16 protein-coding genes and 2 pseudogenes are annotated in these 17,060 nt (G+C 33.9%); 11 read left to right on the top strand and 7 right to left on the bottom strand.

What is annotated here, in order from left to right; all coding sequences use genetic code 11:
* The first annotated feature begins 41 nt into the window (after window positions 1-41).
* The 6 genes from aspS to C0512_RS04560 all read left to right on the top strand — a co-directional run bounded on the left by aspS (window position 42) and on the right by C0512_RS04560 (window position 4,955).
* Complete coding sequence (aspS, locus tag C0512_RS04585; protein ID WP_290859279.1) at window positions 42-1,793, top strand: aspartate--tRNA ligase; 1,752 nt, start codon at window positions 42-44, stop codon at window positions 1,791-1,793.
* Window positions 1,794-1,797: 4 nt separating this feature from the next.
* Entirely contained in the window at window positions 1,798-2,031 is a 234-nt protein-coding gene (locus C0512_RS04580; RefSeq protein ID WP_290859277.1) for a hypothetical protein, read from the top strand.
* Between the two features lie 85 nt (window positions 2,032-2,116).
* On the top strand, window positions 2,117-2,314 hold the full coding sequence (locus C0512_RS04575) for a cold-shock protein (protein ID WP_129462785.1): 198 nt from the start codon (window positions 2,117-2,119) through the stop codon (window positions 2,312-2,314).
* A gap of 269 nt (window positions 2,315-2,583) precedes the next feature.
* Complete coding sequence (locus C0512_RS04570) at window positions 2,584-3,093, top strand: GNAT family N-acetyltransferase (protein WP_290859276.1); 510 nt, start codon at window positions 2,584-2,586, stop codon at window positions 3,091-3,093.
* A 111-nt stretch (window positions 3,094-3,204) separates the two neighbouring features.
* A complete protein-coding gene (locus C0512_RS04565) occupies window positions 3,205-4,470 on the top strand; it encodes a Y-family DNA polymerase (protein ID WP_290859275.1) in 1,266 nt (421 codons plus the stop codon).
* Between the two features lie 53 nt (window positions 4,471-4,523).
* Complete coding sequence (locus tag C0512_RS04560; RefSeq protein WP_290859274.1) at window positions 4,524-4,955, top strand: LexA family transcriptional regulator; 432 nt, start codon at window positions 4,524-4,526, stop codon at window positions 4,953-4,955.
* 80 nt (window positions 4,956-5,035) lie between these two features.
* On the opposite strand, the gene C0512_RS04555 is transcribed toward C0512_RS04560, so the two are convergent.
* The 4 genes from C0512_RS04555 to C0512_RS04540 all read right to left on the bottom strand — a co-directional run bounded on the left by C0512_RS04555 (window position 5,036) and on the right by C0512_RS04540 (window position 11,278).
* Window positions 5,036-5,464, bottom strand: coding sequence for a hypothetical protein (locus C0512_RS04555; RefSeq protein WP_290859272.1), 429 nt, complete (start codon window positions 5,462-5,464; stop codon window positions 5,036-5,038).
* 12 nt (window positions 5,465-5,476) lie between these two features.
* Window positions 5,477-8,617 (bottom strand): tail fiber domain-containing protein, encoded by a 3,141-nt coding sequence (locus C0512_RS04550; protein WP_290859270.1) that lies wholly within the window; start codon window positions 8,615-8,617, stop codon window positions 5,477-5,479.
* 267 nt (window positions 8,618-8,884) lie between these two features.
* Window positions 8,885-10,507, bottom strand: coding sequence for an ATP-binding protein (locus C0512_RS04545; RefSeq protein ID WP_290859268.1), 1,623 nt, complete (start codon window positions 10,505-10,507; stop codon window positions 8,885-8,887).
* Between the two features lie 144 nt (window positions 10,508-10,651).
* On the bottom strand, window positions 10,652-11,278 hold the full coding sequence (locus C0512_RS04540) for a response regulator transcription factor (RefSeq protein WP_290859266.1): 627 nt from the start codon (window positions 11,276-11,278) through the stop codon (window positions 10,652-10,654).
* A 354-nt stretch (window positions 11,279-11,632) separates the two neighbouring features.
* On the opposite strand from C0512_RS04540, the gene C0512_RS04535 reads away from it, so the two are divergent.
* From C0512_RS04535 to C0512_RS04515, 5 genes and pseudogenes are all read left to right on the top strand, one after another.
* Entirely contained in the window at window positions 11,633-12,199 is a 567-nt protein-coding gene (locus C0512_RS04535) for a hypothetical protein (RefSeq protein ID WP_290859264.1), read from the top strand.
* Between the two features lie 769 nt (window positions 12,200-12,968).
* Window positions 12,969-13,256 (top strand): hypothetical protein, encoded by a 288-nt coding sequence (locus C0512_RS04530; RefSeq protein ID WP_290859262.1) that lies wholly within the window; start codon window positions 12,969-12,971, stop codon window positions 13,254-13,256.
* Between the two features lie 76 nt (window positions 13,257-13,332).
* Window positions 13,333-13,845 carry a hypothetical protein gene (locus C0512_RS04525; RefSeq protein WP_290859260.1) on the top strand — a complete coding sequence of 171 codons (513 nt, stop codon included), beginning with the start codon at window positions 13,333-13,335 and terminating at the stop codon, window positions 13,843-13,845.
* 5 nt (window positions 13,846-13,850) lie between these two features.
* Window positions 13,851-14,309, top strand: coding sequence for a helix-turn-helix domain-containing protein (locus C0512_RS04520; RefSeq protein ID WP_290859258.1), 459 nt, complete (start codon window positions 13,851-13,853; stop codon window positions 14,307-14,309).
* Window positions 14,310-14,486: 177 nt separating this feature from the next.
* A pseudogene (locus C0512_RS04515) lies at window positions 14,487-14,750 on the top strand (RHS repeat-associated core domain-containing protein); the annotation flags it as partial.
* Between the two features lie 56 nt (window positions 14,751-14,806).
* Here the strand turns inward: C0512_RS04515 and C0512_RS04510 are convergent.
* From C0512_RS04510 to C0512_RS04500, 3 genes and pseudogenes are all read right to left on the bottom strand, one after another.
* The gene (locus tag C0512_RS04510) at window positions 14,807-15,475 is read right to left on the bottom strand and encodes a hypothetical protein (RefSeq protein ID WP_290859256.1); all 669 of its coding nucleotides are present in this window, start codon (window positions 15,473-15,475) and stop codon (window positions 14,807-14,809) included.
* Window position 15,476: 1 nt separating this feature from the next.
* Entirely contained in the window at window positions 15,477-16,130 is a 654-nt protein-coding gene (locus C0512_RS04505; RefSeq protein ID WP_367160523.1) for a JAB-like toxin 1 domain-containing protein, read from the bottom strand.
* A 9-nt stretch (window positions 16,131-16,139) separates the two neighbouring features.
* Window positions 16,140-16,313 (bottom strand): annotated as a pseudogene (locus C0512_RS04500) (RHS repeat-associated core domain-containing protein); the annotation flags it as partial.
* Between the last annotated feature and the right edge of the window lie 747 nt (window positions 16,314-17,060).

Genomic DNA, 17,060 nt, shown 5'->3' with positions numbered 1-17,060 from the left:
TATTGGATTTTTGTTTTACTTTTGCAAAAATTTTATTTTCAATGTATAGAAGTCATACCTGCGGAGAATTAAACAGCTCGCACATCAATACCGAAGTAACCCTTGCCGGTTGGGTACAAAAATCAAGAGATAAAGGATTTATGAATTGGATTGATTTACGTGATCGTTATGGTATTACACAATTAATATTTGATGAAAATCGTACCGAAAAATCAGTTTTTGAAGCTTCCAAATCATTGGGTCGCGAATTTGTCATTCAAGTAAAAGGAACGGTCATTGAACGGGAAGCAAAAAATAAAAATATCCCAACCGGAGAGATAGAAATCTTAGTTTCTGAACTCTCTATTTTGAATGTAGCACAATTGCCTCCCTTTACCATTGAAGATGATACCGACGGCGGTGAGGACATTCGTATGAAATACCGCTACTTAGATATTCGCCGTAATCCGGTAAAAAACAGTTTGATTTTCCGCCACAAAGTTTCGATGGAAGTCCGTAATTATCTTTCCAACCAAGGTTTTTGTGAAATTGAAACACCTTACCTCATTAAATCTACTCCGGAAGGAGCTAGAGATTTCGTGGTGCCAAGCCGCATGAACGAAGGACAATTCTACGCATTACCACAATCGCCGCAAACCTTCAAACAATTGTTGATGGTAGGTGGAATGGATAAATATTTCCAAATCGTAAAATGTTTTAGAGACGAAGATTTGCGTGCCGACCGTCAACCGGAATTCACTCAAATTGATTGCGAAATGGCATTCGTAGAACAAGAAGATATTTTGAATGTTTTTGAAGGATTGACACGTCATTTATTAAAAGAAATAAAAGGAATCGAAATAGATAAATTCCCAAGAATTACCTACGATTACGCCATGAAAACCTACGGAAACGACAAACCGGATATTCGTTTTGAGATGAAATTCGGAGAGTTAAACGCCGTTGCTCAACACAAAGATTTTCCTGTATTCAATTCCGCTGAATTAGTAGTCGGAATTGCCGTGCCGAGTTGTGCTTCTTATTCCAGAAAAGAAATAGATTCCTTGATTGATTGGATTAAACGTCCGCAAATCGGAGCTACAGGAATGGTCTATGTAAAATATGAAGTAGATGGAAGCTTAAAATCATCGGTTGATAAATTTTATGACGAAGCCGATTTAAAAAAATGGGCTGAAATTACCAATGCTAACCCCGGCGATTTAATTTTAATTCTTTCCGGAAAGGCTGATAAAACCAGAACACAATTATCGGCACTTCGAATGGAAGTAGCTACTCGTTTAGGCTTGCGTAAACCGGAAGAATTTGCTCCACTTTGGGTAGTTGATTTTCCATTGTTGGAATGGGACGAAGAGTCGCAACGCTACCATGCAATGCATCATCCGTTCACTTCGCCAAAACCGGAAGACATGAAATTAATTGAAACCGAACCCGGAAAAGTACGTGCCAATGCCTACGATATGGTGTTAAACGGAAACGAAATCGGTGGAGGTTCTATTCGTATTCACGACCGTGATTTGCAAAGTCGAATGTTCTCTTTGTTAGGTTTCACACCGGAACAAGCAGAAAATCAATTCGGATTTTTAATGAATGCATTCCAATTCGGAGCTCCGCCACATGGTGGTTTAGCATTCGGATTAGACCGTTTAGTAGCCATTTTAGGTGGACAGGAAACGATTCGAGATTTCATTGCTTTTCCTAAAAATAACAGTGGTCGCGATGTGATGATTGATGCTCCTTCCGTAATTGACGAAAGCCAATTAAAAGAATTACACATTAAATTAGATTTAAAATAATTCCATGAAATACATTATCCGAATACTGTTTATTATCATCCTTGGACTTATTGGCTACGGCTATTATTTAAAACAAACTGTTGGAAACGAGGGAGATAAATGGGTTGGATTGGGAGTTTTAATCAGTGCATTAGTCCTTATGCCCATTTTTTTATGGCATCGCTATAAAAACAAGAAATTGGAGGACTATATGTTCAAATTTGACAATAAAAAAGACGAAAAGACTGAAAATCAATAAATTTCACAAAAAAATAGTATTGAATTAACATTCGTATGTATTTATAGATTACCTTTGGCCATTATTAATTATTTTTATTATCACAATGCGTACAGGTACAGTAAAATTTTTCAATGAGTCTAAAGGTTACGGATTCATTACAGATGAAGAAACAGGAAAAGACATTTTCGTTCATGCAACTGGTATCAAAGCTGAAGAGCTAAGAGAAGGTGACCGTGTTTCTTACGAAGAAGAAGAAGGTAGAAAAGGTAAAGTAGCAGCTCAAGTAGCTGTGATCGAATAATATACATTATTTAGATTACCGAATGAATGACAAACGTCTCGAGCAATCGGGACGTTTTTTGTATTTCAAAGAACACGGATTTAAAAAATTGGAATAATTATAAAAATTGGTTTTGGGGCGTGCCCACAAGGGTCGGGCTTTCGCCACTCGCTTCCCGATAAAAATCGGGAGAGCTAAATAAGGGCTCTATCCCTCACGCAATGGGTGCTTCAATAAAAAATTCTGCTAACTTTACATCTTATTTTCTAGTATACAGAACACAACCTTCCATGAACTACCACTTCCGAAAAGCCCCTATCACAGATGCTCCTAAAATTTGGATAATTCTCCAGCAAGCCATCCTACGAAGAAAAACCGACGGTAGCAACCAATGGCAAGACGGTTATCCCAACCCGGAAATCATCCAACAAGACATTGAAAAAAGAATTGGTTATGTACTTACAGACGACAATATAATCATCGGTTATACAGCCGTTTTAATCAACGACGAACCGGAATATGAAAACTTGCAAGGCGAATGGTTGACTACAAGTGATTTTGTTGTTTTTCATCGGGTGGCGATTGCTCAGGAATACATCGGTCAAAACTTATCCAAAAAAATGATTGATTTCATCGAAGCTTTTGCTTTAGAAAACAACATCCATAGCCTGAAAGCCGACACCAACCACGACAATTTTGCCATGATGAGCATTTTTGAAAAATCAGGCTTTGTGTTCTGTGGCATTGTGCATTTCAGAGGTAGTCCGAGACGAGCATACGAAAAAGTGCTAAACGCTTAGAAATTAAAAATTATTGAATCCTTCTTGCCTCTTGCTTCTTACCTCTATCTTCTTATCAACATTAACATCCGTTCACTTCCAAAAAAAATAATAATCTACTAACTTTACAACATGTATGCTTTAGTAGATTGTAACAATTTTTATGCTTCTTGTGAACGTGTTTTCCAACCTCAACTGAATGGAAAACCCATTGTTATTTTGTCTAATAACGACGGCTGCATCATCTCCCGCAGCGACGAAGCCAAAGCGTTGGGCATTGCGATGGGAGCTCCTGAATTTAAAGTCCGTGACGAACTCAAACAAAAAAATATCACCGTTTTTTCTTCTAATTATGCTTTATATGGCGATTTGAGTAGTCGTGTCATGGCAATTTTAGGTCAGTTTACTCCCAATTTGGAAGTGTACAGTATCGACGAAGCATTCTTGAATTTTGATGGAATGAAGATTGACGATTATCAGCAGTATGGCTTGGAAATGAAAAAGAGAACGTTAAAATGGCTTAGTATTCCGGTTTCCGTTGGCTTTGCTCCTACTAAAGCTTTGGCAAAAGTGGCTAACAAAATCGCCCGTAAATTCCCAAAACAAACGTTGGGAAGTTATGTAATCGACACCGAAGAAAAACGCATCAAAGGACTAAAATGGACCAAAATTGAAGACGTTTGGGGTATCGGCTTTCGGCTAACCAAAAAAATGAAAGCCCAAAATATTCATACAGCATTCGATTTTACATTACCACATAACGAAACTTTTATCAAAAAAGAAATGGGCGTGGTGGGCAACCGTTTGCGATTGGAATTACTAGGTCAATCGGTATTAGAACTCGAAGAACCCAAAGACCGCAAAAACATCGCCATCACCCGAAGTTTTGATGGCAACATTACCACGTTTGATGAAATGAAAGAACGGGTTTCTACCTTTGCTACCGTTTGTGCGGAAAAGCTTCGCAAACAAAAATCATGCTGTTATGGCGTAATTCTTTACTTGCGAAAAGACAAATACAAAGTGGATAAGCCAAAATATAATTTTTATAAAATGGAAACTTTGCCTTATGCCAGCAACTCAAGTATAACCTTAAGTTCGGTCGCGGTAAAAATGTTGAAAGAAATTTTTGAAGAAGGTGAAATTTATAAAAAGGCCGGAGTTATCGTTACCCAAATCATTCCGCAAGATCAAAAACAATTTCACTTGTTTGAAGAAGAAAATCCGAAACACCAAAAAATCATGGAAGTGATGGATGCCTTTCACAAAAAAACCGGCGAACGAAAAATCCGTTTAGGCAATCAAGACTTGCAACGGACTTGGAAAATGAAACAGAATTTGCTTTCGCCAAAATATACGACGGATATTCGGGATGTTTTTAAAGTAAATTGTAGCTAATATTTAATTTTGTGAACTTTGTGCCTTCTTTGTGCTCATTTTGGTTAAAAAATATGACAAAAACGAAACTTACCTTTTTTATACCGGATTTAGAAAATCCCATCGAACTTCCGTATATTAAAGCAGGGATTAAGGCCGGATTTCCGTCACCGGCAGCAGATTTTGATGAAACAAAAATTAGTTTGGATGCCGTTTTAGTAAAAAACAGAGAAGCTACTTTTTATGCCAAAGCTTCCGGAAATTCAATGATTGGAGCCGGAATAGATAACGGTGATATTTTAGTCATCGACCGAAGTTTAGAACCCCGAAATAACAAAGTGGCCGTTTGTTTTATTGATGGAGAATTCACCGTAAAACGCATCAAAATAACCAAAGAAGGTGTACTCCTGATGCCTGAAAACAAGGACTTCGAGCCCATTAAAGTAACCGACGAAAACCAATTGATTATTTGGGGAATTGTAACCTATGTAATTAAAAGGCTTTAAAAAAAATCCCCCTCCGCAAACCACTTGCCGGAAGGGGATCAACCACTAAAACTAATTTTCCAATTTTTTACTTTTTCAAATTAAAACCAAACCGTAGCTACTCCACTACTCGTGGCTGTTAATAGGTTTGAGTCGTTTGGTCTACTTACAATGGTTAAATAAGCATTTTTTACCTTACTAAATTTAAGCACTCCGGATTGAGCATCTTCCGGTATGACTGTTTTGATGGTGCTTGTTGCTGTTTCCACCACAAGTGTTACACAACTATTACCTCCGCCTCGATTGTTAATATCAATAAACAAAGTGCCATGACTAGTGGCTTCAAAGAGTTTTTGTAAATTATTGTTTTTTTCAACACAGAAAGTTCCATCATTAATTACTAAATCTCCTCCTACTTGTTCTCTTAATGATTTTCCAATACTGTAATTTATAGTTGTTTGATTGTTTTGACTGTAACCATTGATAAAGATGAATGTTAAAGCTATAATTAATCCGATTTTAATTTTCATATACATTTTGATTTATTTGTTTTCTATTTTTTCTAACCGTTCTAAAATTGATTGATATTGTACTTGAAGTTGTTGTTTAAGCAAATCGATTTCCTCTTTTTGCTTTTCAATCACCAATTGCTGTTCCTGTGTCGCCTTTATCAAAACCGGAATCAAATCACTGTAATAAACCCCTAAAATAGGCGAAGTCACTTTTTTGCGATTGCCTTGTTCATCAACTTCCCAATCCCAATCGCGAACTACTTCAGGAAGTACTTGTTGTAATTCTTGAGCAATTAATCCTAGTTTTGTTCCGCTACCGTCGTCTTTTTTCCATTCAAAACTCACCGGGCGGAGCTGCATTAGCTCATCTAAACCATATGTCAGGTTTTGAATATTTTTTTTCTCTCTAGCATCACTGGTATTGATGGTGCCGTTGGAGGCGAAAAGCGTATTCCAACGATTTGCTCCTTGTCCCAAACTAATAGTAGCATCAGTCATCGGCATAAACCGTACCCCTTGAAATTGGTATAAATCATTCACCGTAACTAAATCATCGCCACTGTTGCCAATGGTTAAATTGGCACCAATATTGTAAATACGCCAATCGGTATTAGCGGCAGTATTTCTAAAAAAATCAAGAGCCACGTTGGATGTTGAGCCTGTTCCGGAAGTATTGGCTATTCGAACAGCGGTTAATCCGGCAGGACCGGAAACGTGCACCTTTTGTAATGGATTATTGGTTCCGACACCTAGATTACCTGCTGGTGTTAAACGCATCCGTTCTGTGCTATTGGGATTAAATAAAATAGCACGACTGGCAGAGTTGTGACCGATTTCTAAACCGTTATCATTTAACTCAAAAGCACCTGTATAACCACTGGTACTGTTTGTACCAAAAGTAAAATTTCCATTGGTGTGGTTCATCCTCACTAAGGCATTTGGCACATTGATATCCATACCACCGGCATTGCCACCACTTACATTGGTACTGCCAAAAAGAGCCATGGCTGCTCCATTGGTACTACTTCCGGATTGCGGACCAAGAAACATATAGTCAGTATCATTTTGATATAAAAGAGCCGCATTATCGGCTGAAAAACCATTGGTAAAGATAGATTTTCCAAAAACGTGAAAGCGTTCCAGTGGAGTTCCACTTCCAATACCAATATTTCCTTTACTGTTAATAATCATTCTTGTTGATGGACTAGTTCCTCCAATTGGAGTGGTTTGAAATTGTAACATCCCAGGCATACTATTTAACGCAGGTGTTCCATCTATTCTCGCATTTATAGCCGATGAATTGACAAATTGTGTCCCATCATAACCTGAAAAAAAAAGATTTGAAAGATTTCGATTCGATTCAGATATTGTTGGTATTGCAATGGTCCCTCTAGAACCACCAAAATAGATTGAAACTGGGTCTCCAGCTGCATTTGATGCTTGTAAAACAACATTATTTGTTGATGATTCTGTTGCAATATATAGCTTTTTAGAAAGACTTGTAGAACCTAAATATACCGGATTAGCTCCGTTGTTTCCAATTTCAATACGTCCATCATTTTTTATTCTAAAATTATCGTTGTTATTTGTTTTTAAAACTAAATCGTTGTTGTCGGTTGTGCCAACAAAATTTGTTGCTGGATTAGTTCCTGCATTTCCTGATAAACCCCAAGCGTTAGCAGAAGCATTTTGCCATGTTGCCGTTCCATTCGCATCACTCGTTAAAACTTTACCTGCGGCTTGGTTGCCGTCTACCATACGGATGTTTCCTTCAACGTGAAGTTTAGCTTGTGCTGAATCAGTTCCAACGCCTACGTTTCCCGAGGGTGTTAATACTAATTGATTTTGATCACTAGATGTTCCTAAATAAAAGTTTGTTGGCTCTTGATTAATGATTCCTGCTTCACTTGTACCGATAATATTTCCTAGTATCATTCCATCATTTTGAGTAATTCCTGTAGAAGAATTAGTTAATTGAATGAAAGTTTGAATACCTGTTGGATTATGAAAATGCAATCTATTCTGCGGCGTTGATAACCCTACACCAACATTCCCATTCTTCAAAACCACCATCGCATCGCTTCTTTCAGCGTCATCTACTACATTGTCATTATCAGCATCTATAGCATTTCCTATTGCAAAAAGCCTGTCGGTTGAATTGGCAGTTCGGAACTGTGTATCACCATTAGTAGACGTTGTGTAAGTGGTAGCTCCAATTCCCAAAACAGTTTCACCAAAACTAAAAGCGGTATTGCTTTTTCCAAAAGAAGTAGAAGTGCTACCACTTGCAATAGTAGTACTACCGAAAGCTGTTGAGGCAAATCCACTGGCTGTATTTCCGGCTCCAAATGCTGTTGAACTTTGTCCACTGGCTGTAACACCAGAACCAAGTGCAATAGCTCTAGGGCCAGAGGCTGTAGATAAAAAACCTAACGCTACAGCATCCTGAATACTGGCATTAGCACTTTGACCAAAAGCAAAAGAACTTTGTCCAGATGCTATTGCTCCTCCGCCAAATGCAAATGAGAAACTCCCACCCGCATTACCACCTGCACCTGCGAAAGCATTACCGCCAGTGGCAATTGAGTTTCCAAATGCAACAGAACCGTTACCTATACTTGCATCATCCCATTTTGTTCCCGTAACTGTTCCCGCTCTAAAAGCAGCTTTTCTCGGATTCCATACCATTCTAGTCCCAGCACCTGAAGGAGCTAAAACACCAGTTCCAGAAGTTCCTGTGGAAACCAAACCATCTGTTCCATTAATTAAAACCGCTCCAGAATCTGCTGTTATTGTTTTTCCCAAACCGGCTCCACCAAAATCATAGGCTTGGTCTAAAGTACCTGTATCATTTCCTTTTATCGGAACCCAACTCGTTGTTGGATTATCCCAATAATAAAACCCGGGTATATTGGTTCCTACCGGTGTAGTCAAATAAACCAACATCCCTTGTTGAGCAACCGTTGGATTAGTAGCCGGAAAGGTGTCAATTTTAGGAATTAAAATTCCATCCGTATTTGACGGCGTGACTTGATTGCTCGACTGAATATCAAGTTGGGCATTTGGCGTTGTGGTGTTGATTCCTACTTGAGCATGAACAAAAAATCCGGTAAAAAAAAGGAAAATAAATAAATAATGTTTCATCATTGGTGTGGTTTTTACAAGTTTCAAAACACCTAGATTTTATATGGTTTAATTAAAAATCAACGTGTTGCGTTTTAGCTTATTTAATAAAATAAAATTCACTCTTTTTAACCAACAAGACAATACGATTTTAACCGTACTCAATAATAAAAGGACAAGGCTAAAATTTCTACGTAAAATAAGGGTTCACGGAAGATTCGCTCAAAAACAGTTACTTTTTGTTTGAAATAGGCATAAAAAAAATACGCCATTTAGCGTATTCCCCTTTTTAAACAAAATGAAAATATTTTAAAATTATAACGGAATTGTAATAATGGTTAAAAGTCCATTATCTGTTTTTACTGTAAAAGTTCCCTTTAAATCTTCAACCCTATTCTGAATGTTTTTAAATCCATTTCCAAAAGCATTCGCTTTGGTAATTCCTGTTCCATTATCTTGAATCGTAAACTGAAGTTGTTTATTTGTTTCCAAACTAATGTGTAAAACCACTTTCGTTGCTTGTGCATGCTTTAATGTGTTATTCAAAATCTCCTTGAGGGCATAAAATAAATTTTTCCGTTGTTGTCCATTCATTTTTATGGTTTCTTTATTTTTAATGGAATTTTGAAAGACAAAAGAAATGGGCGTTTCTTCAAAAAGAGTTGCTCCATACTGTTTAGTATATTCACAAAAATGCTGAAGGGTATTGTGCTCGGTGTTCAACGACCAGATAAAAGCATTGAGACGCTGGGAGATTTCTTTTCCGGTTTGGTTAATTTTAGTAGCTAATACTTTTTGTTTCTCATCTGAAGTGCCATTTTTCAGCAGTAGGTCGGCATGAATTAAAATACTGCTCAAACCACTTCCGATATCGTCATGTAAATCTTTACTGATTTCATTTTTTTGATCAAGTAATGTTTGCTGAATTTTATTTTTTCTTCGAATAATAACGATCACTAAAGAAAGAATGATAAGTGATAATCCGGCGGCTATTAATTGCAAAAAAGCATATTTTCGTTGCTTTGTTAATTCCTCAACTTGAAAGGTCAGCAATTTATTCTCATTTTTTGCATACTGTTCCGTTATATTTTGAATATAAAAATTGCCTTTCAGTTGAGTTTCATCATCAATGGCTATGATTTTTTCCTGCACAAAAGCCACTTTATCGGTTTGATTCCTCTTTTTGAAAACAGCCAAAGCAGTTACATAAAAATAGCGTTGGAATGTGATGTTAATGATTTTTTGATCCATTAAACCCATGCCTTTTTCAAACCAATGGTTAACTAGTACTGGATCGTCAGATTGACTTTCCATCAAATAACTGAAATTCAACAATACAATATCATAATAGTTACTATTAACCGCAGAATGAATACTTTTTTGAAAATAAAACAAAGCACTGTCTTTCTGGTTTTTAGAAAGATAAATTTGTCCAAAGGTTTGTTCTATATTAGGAATACCTCGTTTACTGTTGTTTTTCTTAGCAAATGTATATGCTTTTGCATTATACCAAACCGCAGAATCCATCTCCTTCAATTTGAATTTTGATTGGGCAATATTATTGTAGATATGTTCCTTTTGAATAAGGCTTCGAATATGTTTTCTATTCGACTTTTTAGGGAAATAATTTCTTGATTTCCACAAAGATTGTTGTGCTTTTTCCAACTCATTAATTTCAAGTTGATTAATCCCTAAAAAGAAATAGGCATCCGCAATAAGTAAGCTGTCTTTGATTTGCTTTGCATTTTCTATCGCTTTCTCTGCTTCATTGGTTCCAAACTGATACAATCCCATGTAATAAAAAAGCTCCGACTGCAGACTTTGAATGAATACAGCCGTGCTATCAATAACTTTTGGAGACACTAAATCTTTCGTTTTTTCCAGCCATCTTTGAGAGGACTCAATATCATCTGTTTCCAGAAAATACTCGGCTAACAAAAAAGATTGTTTTATACGACACTTTTCCGTTTTACAATTTTGAAGATTTTTCAATAACGGTTGATCAACGGAATGTTGAGCCCATCCAACTAAGCAAAAGAAAAAAAAATAGAATTGCAAAATAAATTTCATTGAGGGAAGGAATTATCGTTTTAAATATAAATTCACCGCCTCTACTCGAGTATTTACATGTAGTTTTTCGTAAATATTCTGAATGTGTTTCCGAATCGTACCGTTACTGATTTCTAACTGAGCGGCTACTTCTTTATTCATTTGCCCTTTTGCTAACAATTCTAACACTTCCCTTTCACGGGCAGTTAATGATTCTGTAATCTTATTTTGGGATTCCATTTTAGAAAAACTCGCCACCACTTTACGGGCAATACTACTGCTCATAGGGCTTCCTCCTTCAAATAACTCGTCTAATGCTCCAATAATTTTGGCTGGACCTTCCGTTTTTAAAATATAACCACTCGCACCGGCTTCCAAACTTTGAAATATTTTTTCATCATCCTCATAAGAAGTACACATCAATACTAATACAGAAGGGCAAATACTCTTGAGTTTATTCACACAGATAATTCCGCTTTCACCCGGCAAATTAATATCCATTAAAATAGCATTTACAGTAAGTTTAGGCAATTCTTCTAAAGCCAGCTCCGCATTTTCAAAACTTCCGGCCAACTCATATTGATCCGTAAATTGAATCATCATCCCTAATGCTTCACGCAAGTCCCTGTCGTCTTCCACTATGCCAATGCGTTTTTTCATTTTACTAAAATTTACTATGCAATATTAAAAATAGTAATTCTTTTTTGAAATACGTAAATAGGCGTAGTAAAATAAAAAACTACTTATTGGTTAACGATTGGATTTTTAAGAAATTTTACTACATACACTCTAATCGCAATAAAAAAACCTCCCATATCTGAGAGGTTTTGTACCCGGAGTGGAAGTCGCAAATCTTAATTTTATAAAATTAAAATTCCCTCTAAAAACACCTTTAAAGCCCTATAATTAATGGGTTACAAAGTTTTTAAAAGAAAAAATAATTAAGATAAATTAAGTCAAATTCAATTTAATTAACTACTTTTCGGCAAATGTTCGGCAAAATAAAGTATGAATTTGAAATTTTTTATCGTTAACGGCAAAAGTAAATACACCAGTATTCACATTAGGTTTTGGGACAGTAATAGAATTGACCAAAAAACCAAAACTGGCATAGCAATTTCACCTGATGATTGGTCTTCTTCAAAACAAAGATTAAAGCCAAAAGCGACAACAACCAATAAAGACTTTTTTAACCATCAGTTAGAACAGATTGAAAGATACGTAATTGATAAATATAACCTTGATTATAATTCAAAAAAATTTATATCCGATAAATGGTTAAAAGGAACTGTCGAAAACTTTTTTGGAAGAGTAACCGAAACTAATAATCATAAAATCTACTTTGTTGATTGGGTAGAGTTATTTGTTAAAAATGCTCCTAAAAGAATTTATAACGGTAAGCCTATAACAGACAGAACAATTAAAAATTACACAACAACACTTTTAGACCATGGAATAGATTTTGTCAGAACAGGAAATAACAACGCATCGAAAACCCCAAGTGTTAATAACGTTTCATATCAAAATGATGCCCTTATAATACTTCAAAGCAATACTAGAATCGCACATGACAAACAATAAATTATGAAACTAGAAATAAAAACTTTTATATCTTTAATATTATTTATTTTGTTTGGTTGTAAAACTAAACAAGATACAGTAAATAATGAAAATTGCTTTTATAATAAAGATGGATTTGTATATGTTAATTTTTATAACATATCAAATGAACCAAAACTAATCCCAAACATTTCTAGTATAGTAGATGAAAGTTTCTATATATTAAATATTAAATGATAATTACAATCTTGTAAATGACACACTATTTATTCAACTCGCAGATAAGAGAAATATTAATATTTCTGATGGAGATTCTGCTAGCATTGTCAAAATCATCGATAGTGTATCAATGAATAAAAAAAAACGAGTTCAACAAATTTTTAAAATTAATGAAAAATTTAATGTAATTTCTCTTAATCGCGATGGTAAAAAATCATTTTTTAATAAATGTGTTAATACTCAATAATTAATGATGAGCGGTTATGGGTAGTGGGTAATGTATCAAACTTTTTGGTAATGATTTTAGATTAAAAAAGCTTTTGATAATCACCGATTAAAAAATTCGCTAATATATAAAGAAACAACCTTAGGGTTGTTTTTTGTATTAAAGACACTTTTAAATCAAATTAAATAGATTCTAATGCTTAACTAACCCGCAACTATTTTACTTTGATTCGCAGGTACTCGTTATCAAGTCTCAAACAGCCTTAATAGGAAGAGGAACACCTACCGCCCTTACTATTAGGGGTTTTTTGACAGTAAAATCAATGATTCTCGTGCTAAAATGTTAATGACTAAAACGGATAAACTCATCTTGAATAAGCTTGACAAACCAATTTCGGTTGATGGGATTCATTCGGTAATTGAGCTGTTAAAAGGTTTGTTTCCTGACAGGAAACTGAACCCGCAGACAATCCGCATGAGCGTTATTTGCAATTGGTTAAACGAACGAAAACTAACATTGGAACAAACGCAAGAACTCTCGGGGCATAAGTGTATTGGAACTACGGAGAAGTATGTCAAGTCGGATGCTAAAAACGAGCAGGAATTGATAAATCGATTTTTTCCTAAATTGTAATTAAATAATATTTAACATTTTAAATTATACAATATGTATAATAATTGTTATTTTTGTTTCAATCAATTAAAGGTTAATGAAAGTAAAGATATTGCGTGTTAAAGATAATTTACTAGTCGATGCAGATATATTAAGTTCAAAGATAGTAAAAATTAATCTTCCGTCAATAGTTGATGGTTGGAGGTTTAATTTTAAAAAACATTCTAAAGAAAGTCGGTTTCAAACCTACGTTTTAGTTTGCGAGGATTCACCTTCAATTGTAGAAGGTTGTTTGATTTTTGAGATGAAAGACAAGATTGAACCTTACATGGCTTTTGTTGAAATTGCACCACACAACAGAGGAAAACTTAAGAAATACGAAAAAGTGGCAGGTTGTTTGATTGCATTTGCTTGTCGGTTGAGTTTTATGAAAGGTGATGATACTTACAGAGGTTGGCTTGCGTTTGATGTGCTTGAAGAAGACAAAGCCGATGAAATCAAACTTATGGCAGTGTATTCAACAAAGTATAATGCTTTAAAATATGGTGATACGATGATGGTTATACCGCCAGTTGGAAGTGAAAAATTAATAAATGAATTTTTAAATTAAACGTTATGAAAAGTAAAGAGATTACAATCGAGAATATTTGGAATGACAAAAAGAAAAGTGGATTAAAAGAATTTATATCTACAAATTCTACAATGCAATCTAAAGAAAGAATGCTTACTAATAAGCTACTTTCAATACAATATAAATTAGAAGATTATATTCAAAATGATAACGATGAGCAAGTTTTAAGAATTCTTGACTTTGTAAAAATGTATCTAAAAGAGCTACGTATTACAAAAAAAGAACTTGCAGATTATTTTGAAATGAAAGATAGCAATCTTCACAAATATTTTTCAGGTGAAAGGAAACTAAATGCTAAAGTGGTTCTAAAACTAAGCACATTTTCCCATACCAAACCTGAGCAATGGTATCGAGTTCAAATAAAAAACGAATTAAAAGAACTCAAAAAAGAAAATATTGAAAATTATAAAAAGTACGATTATCGTAATTTAGTTGAAATCTAAAAGAAATAAAAATTAAAAGCCCTCAAAACGAGGGTTTTTTTATGCTCAAAAGTTAGGAAAACAATAAGATTAATTTTATTTTCGTTATTCAGAAAATGAAGTTGGATCGTTCTTATTTGATAAAAAGTTGAGGTGCTTTATATGGTTTAGACAAATTTCACAAAGACGTATAAGTATAAGTACAATGGGAAGGAATGGCAAGACGAGCTGGGGCTTAACATGTATGACTATGGAAATAGAAATTATGACCCTGCTTTAGGTAGGTTTATGAATATGGATAAATTTAGCGAAAAGTACTATCATCTTAATTCATATCAGTACGGTGCTAATAATCCAATTCTTTATAATGATATTAAAGGAGATAGTATTTTAATTTACTCCAAGCAAGATAAAGCCCATATCAAATATGATAATGGAAATCTATATTCCTTTAAGGTTTAAATTTTATTTTAGTATTGATTTACTGTGGTTAAATTGTAGATTTTTTTCATCACTAATTATGGAACATTGTCCTGAATTGGAGGCGGTGGTATTACTCTATTACAATCTGAATTATTACCTAAATATATTGATAAAGGCACTAACTTAATTATTTCTATTTTTTTATTGTATTCTATATGGTTAAAACTCTTACCATATTTTTTAATTGAATATTTCTCTCTAATTGAATCAAAATTAGTTAAAGAAATATTCAAAAGATTTTCTAATTTTTTTCTTAAAGCTAAATCATCCTTTAGTTTATTTACATCTAAATTGATTAAAACATGTGATTTAAATATCATATCATTATTTATACTTTCTTTAAATGAATTCAAAAAATCATCATTAAAATTATTTTCATCATACTTACTATTATTTAATAAAACATTATCAGACTTTATTAAGCATAATTCTAAATAATTCTTAGAGGGCATTGGATATTCATAATCTAAAAGCTCATATAAGAATATAGATTTATTACTAGTCTTATCTATAGAATCTTTAACTTTTAGATATAAAAACTGATTTTCAGTTAGTTTTTCCAAACTAGCTTCTATGTAAGTTATATCTAATTTATCTTTAGAATAATTTTTATTCAAACCAGTTTTACTCATTTTATCGCATGAGAAAGATATTGACAAACAAAAAAACAATATACAATAAAATACTTTTTTGATGTTTTCCATTTTAAAATTTATTTATGTTTGATTTGTTAACTGGGTACATTTTGGATGGCTCATAATTGATACTTTTATAGTCTTTAGGTTTAACTTTGTTATAATTATCTTTACTCAATTTAGGCATGTAAATGAAAAATTGTGCATCAGGACTTACTTCTAAAGTTCTCCTGTAAGAATTTATATCATTACCGCTTGGTTTAAAATCATCCCATGATAAATCAGTATGAGCGTGATAATGAAAAGCTAAAGAATTTCTTTCAAAACCTTTCATGTGATAGAAAGTTGGTGCTTGGTCGTTAGAGTGAAGTGTTCCAATAATCCAATTAATACCAGATTTAGTGTTATTTCCTTGTAAAGCCCACTCAACATTTGTGTTTTCAGACATAAACTTAAAAACTTTTAAGGATTCTGCTGTGCTTTTTGTTGTTGCACTACTTCCTTTCAAAACTTCTTTTTTATCAGCATGGTGTTTTTGTACTAAATCTGGGTTTTTTTCAGCTAATTGAGGCAATATTTCTTTATCATTAACAGTAATTGGAGCAACGCTCTTATCAACAGAATCATTGCTGTTCAATTTAAACAACCTATCAGGCTTATTATCTGTAGGTCCGATTTGTTTAACTTCGCCTTTATTATTAACTCCAAAATCTGTCTCTAACATTCCGTCAGGGTCAATAAATAATAATGGATTATTATAGGCATATCTATAGGGAGTCCATCGTCTGTCTTCTTCAGCTTTAGGGTCAATATTCATCCATCTACCAATTGCGGGGTCATAATTTCTCGCACCATAGTCGTAGAAGTTAAGCCCTAGCTCATCTTGCCACTCCTTCCCGTTGTACTTATACTTATACTCTAAATATGTTACTTCAAGGTATTTTTAAGAACGTTTGCTTTGAGCTATCTTTTATCAAATATATTAAAAATTTCCGCAAAGGCATTGACATTAGCGGAGCATTTCATTGGACATTTTGCAAAACCAGATTATTATTTACTACATGAAATTACCAAATTCTCCACCACTAACTTTGAAATACGTGGTGTCACTTTTCTTCATTAAATTCGTTTTAACCTATTTTCAAATGTAAAAAAGGCAAACTATACAGCTTGCCTTTTGGGTTAAAATATTATTTAAGTATTGATTTACAAATGGTTAAATTGTGGGTTTTGGTACATCACTAATTATGGAACATTACCCAATTCAAATAGTTAATTTAAAATGGTTGTAAAATTGTGAATTTGTTCATTACTAATTGTGGTACATTACCTACATTACCCCAGCTTCATTTTTTTAAAGATTTTTAATACAAAATACATAATAATTACATTAAATACAATTGCTATCAATGTATTAACTATATGACTATTAGTTATGGTAAAAACTTGACTAATTAAAACATCCAAAAAGCGAAAAATCATAATAGCAATTATACTTCCAATTAAAAAAAATATGGGTAATTTATCTAAATATTCACCAAGTCCAAAAAATTAATAATCATGAAGACAGATTTTATTAAAATTTTTATGTCCACTTTGTTTGGATATTCCATATTAACAATTTTAAAATGTCTTCATGATAGATCGGAAGAGC

Source organism: Flavobacterium sp., assembly GCF_013822155.1.
Taxonomy (GTDB): Bacteria; Bacteroidota; Bacteroidia; order Flavobacteriales; family Flavobacteriaceae; genus Flavobacterium.
This window is presented reverse-complemented; position numbering and strand designations above follow the sequence as displayed.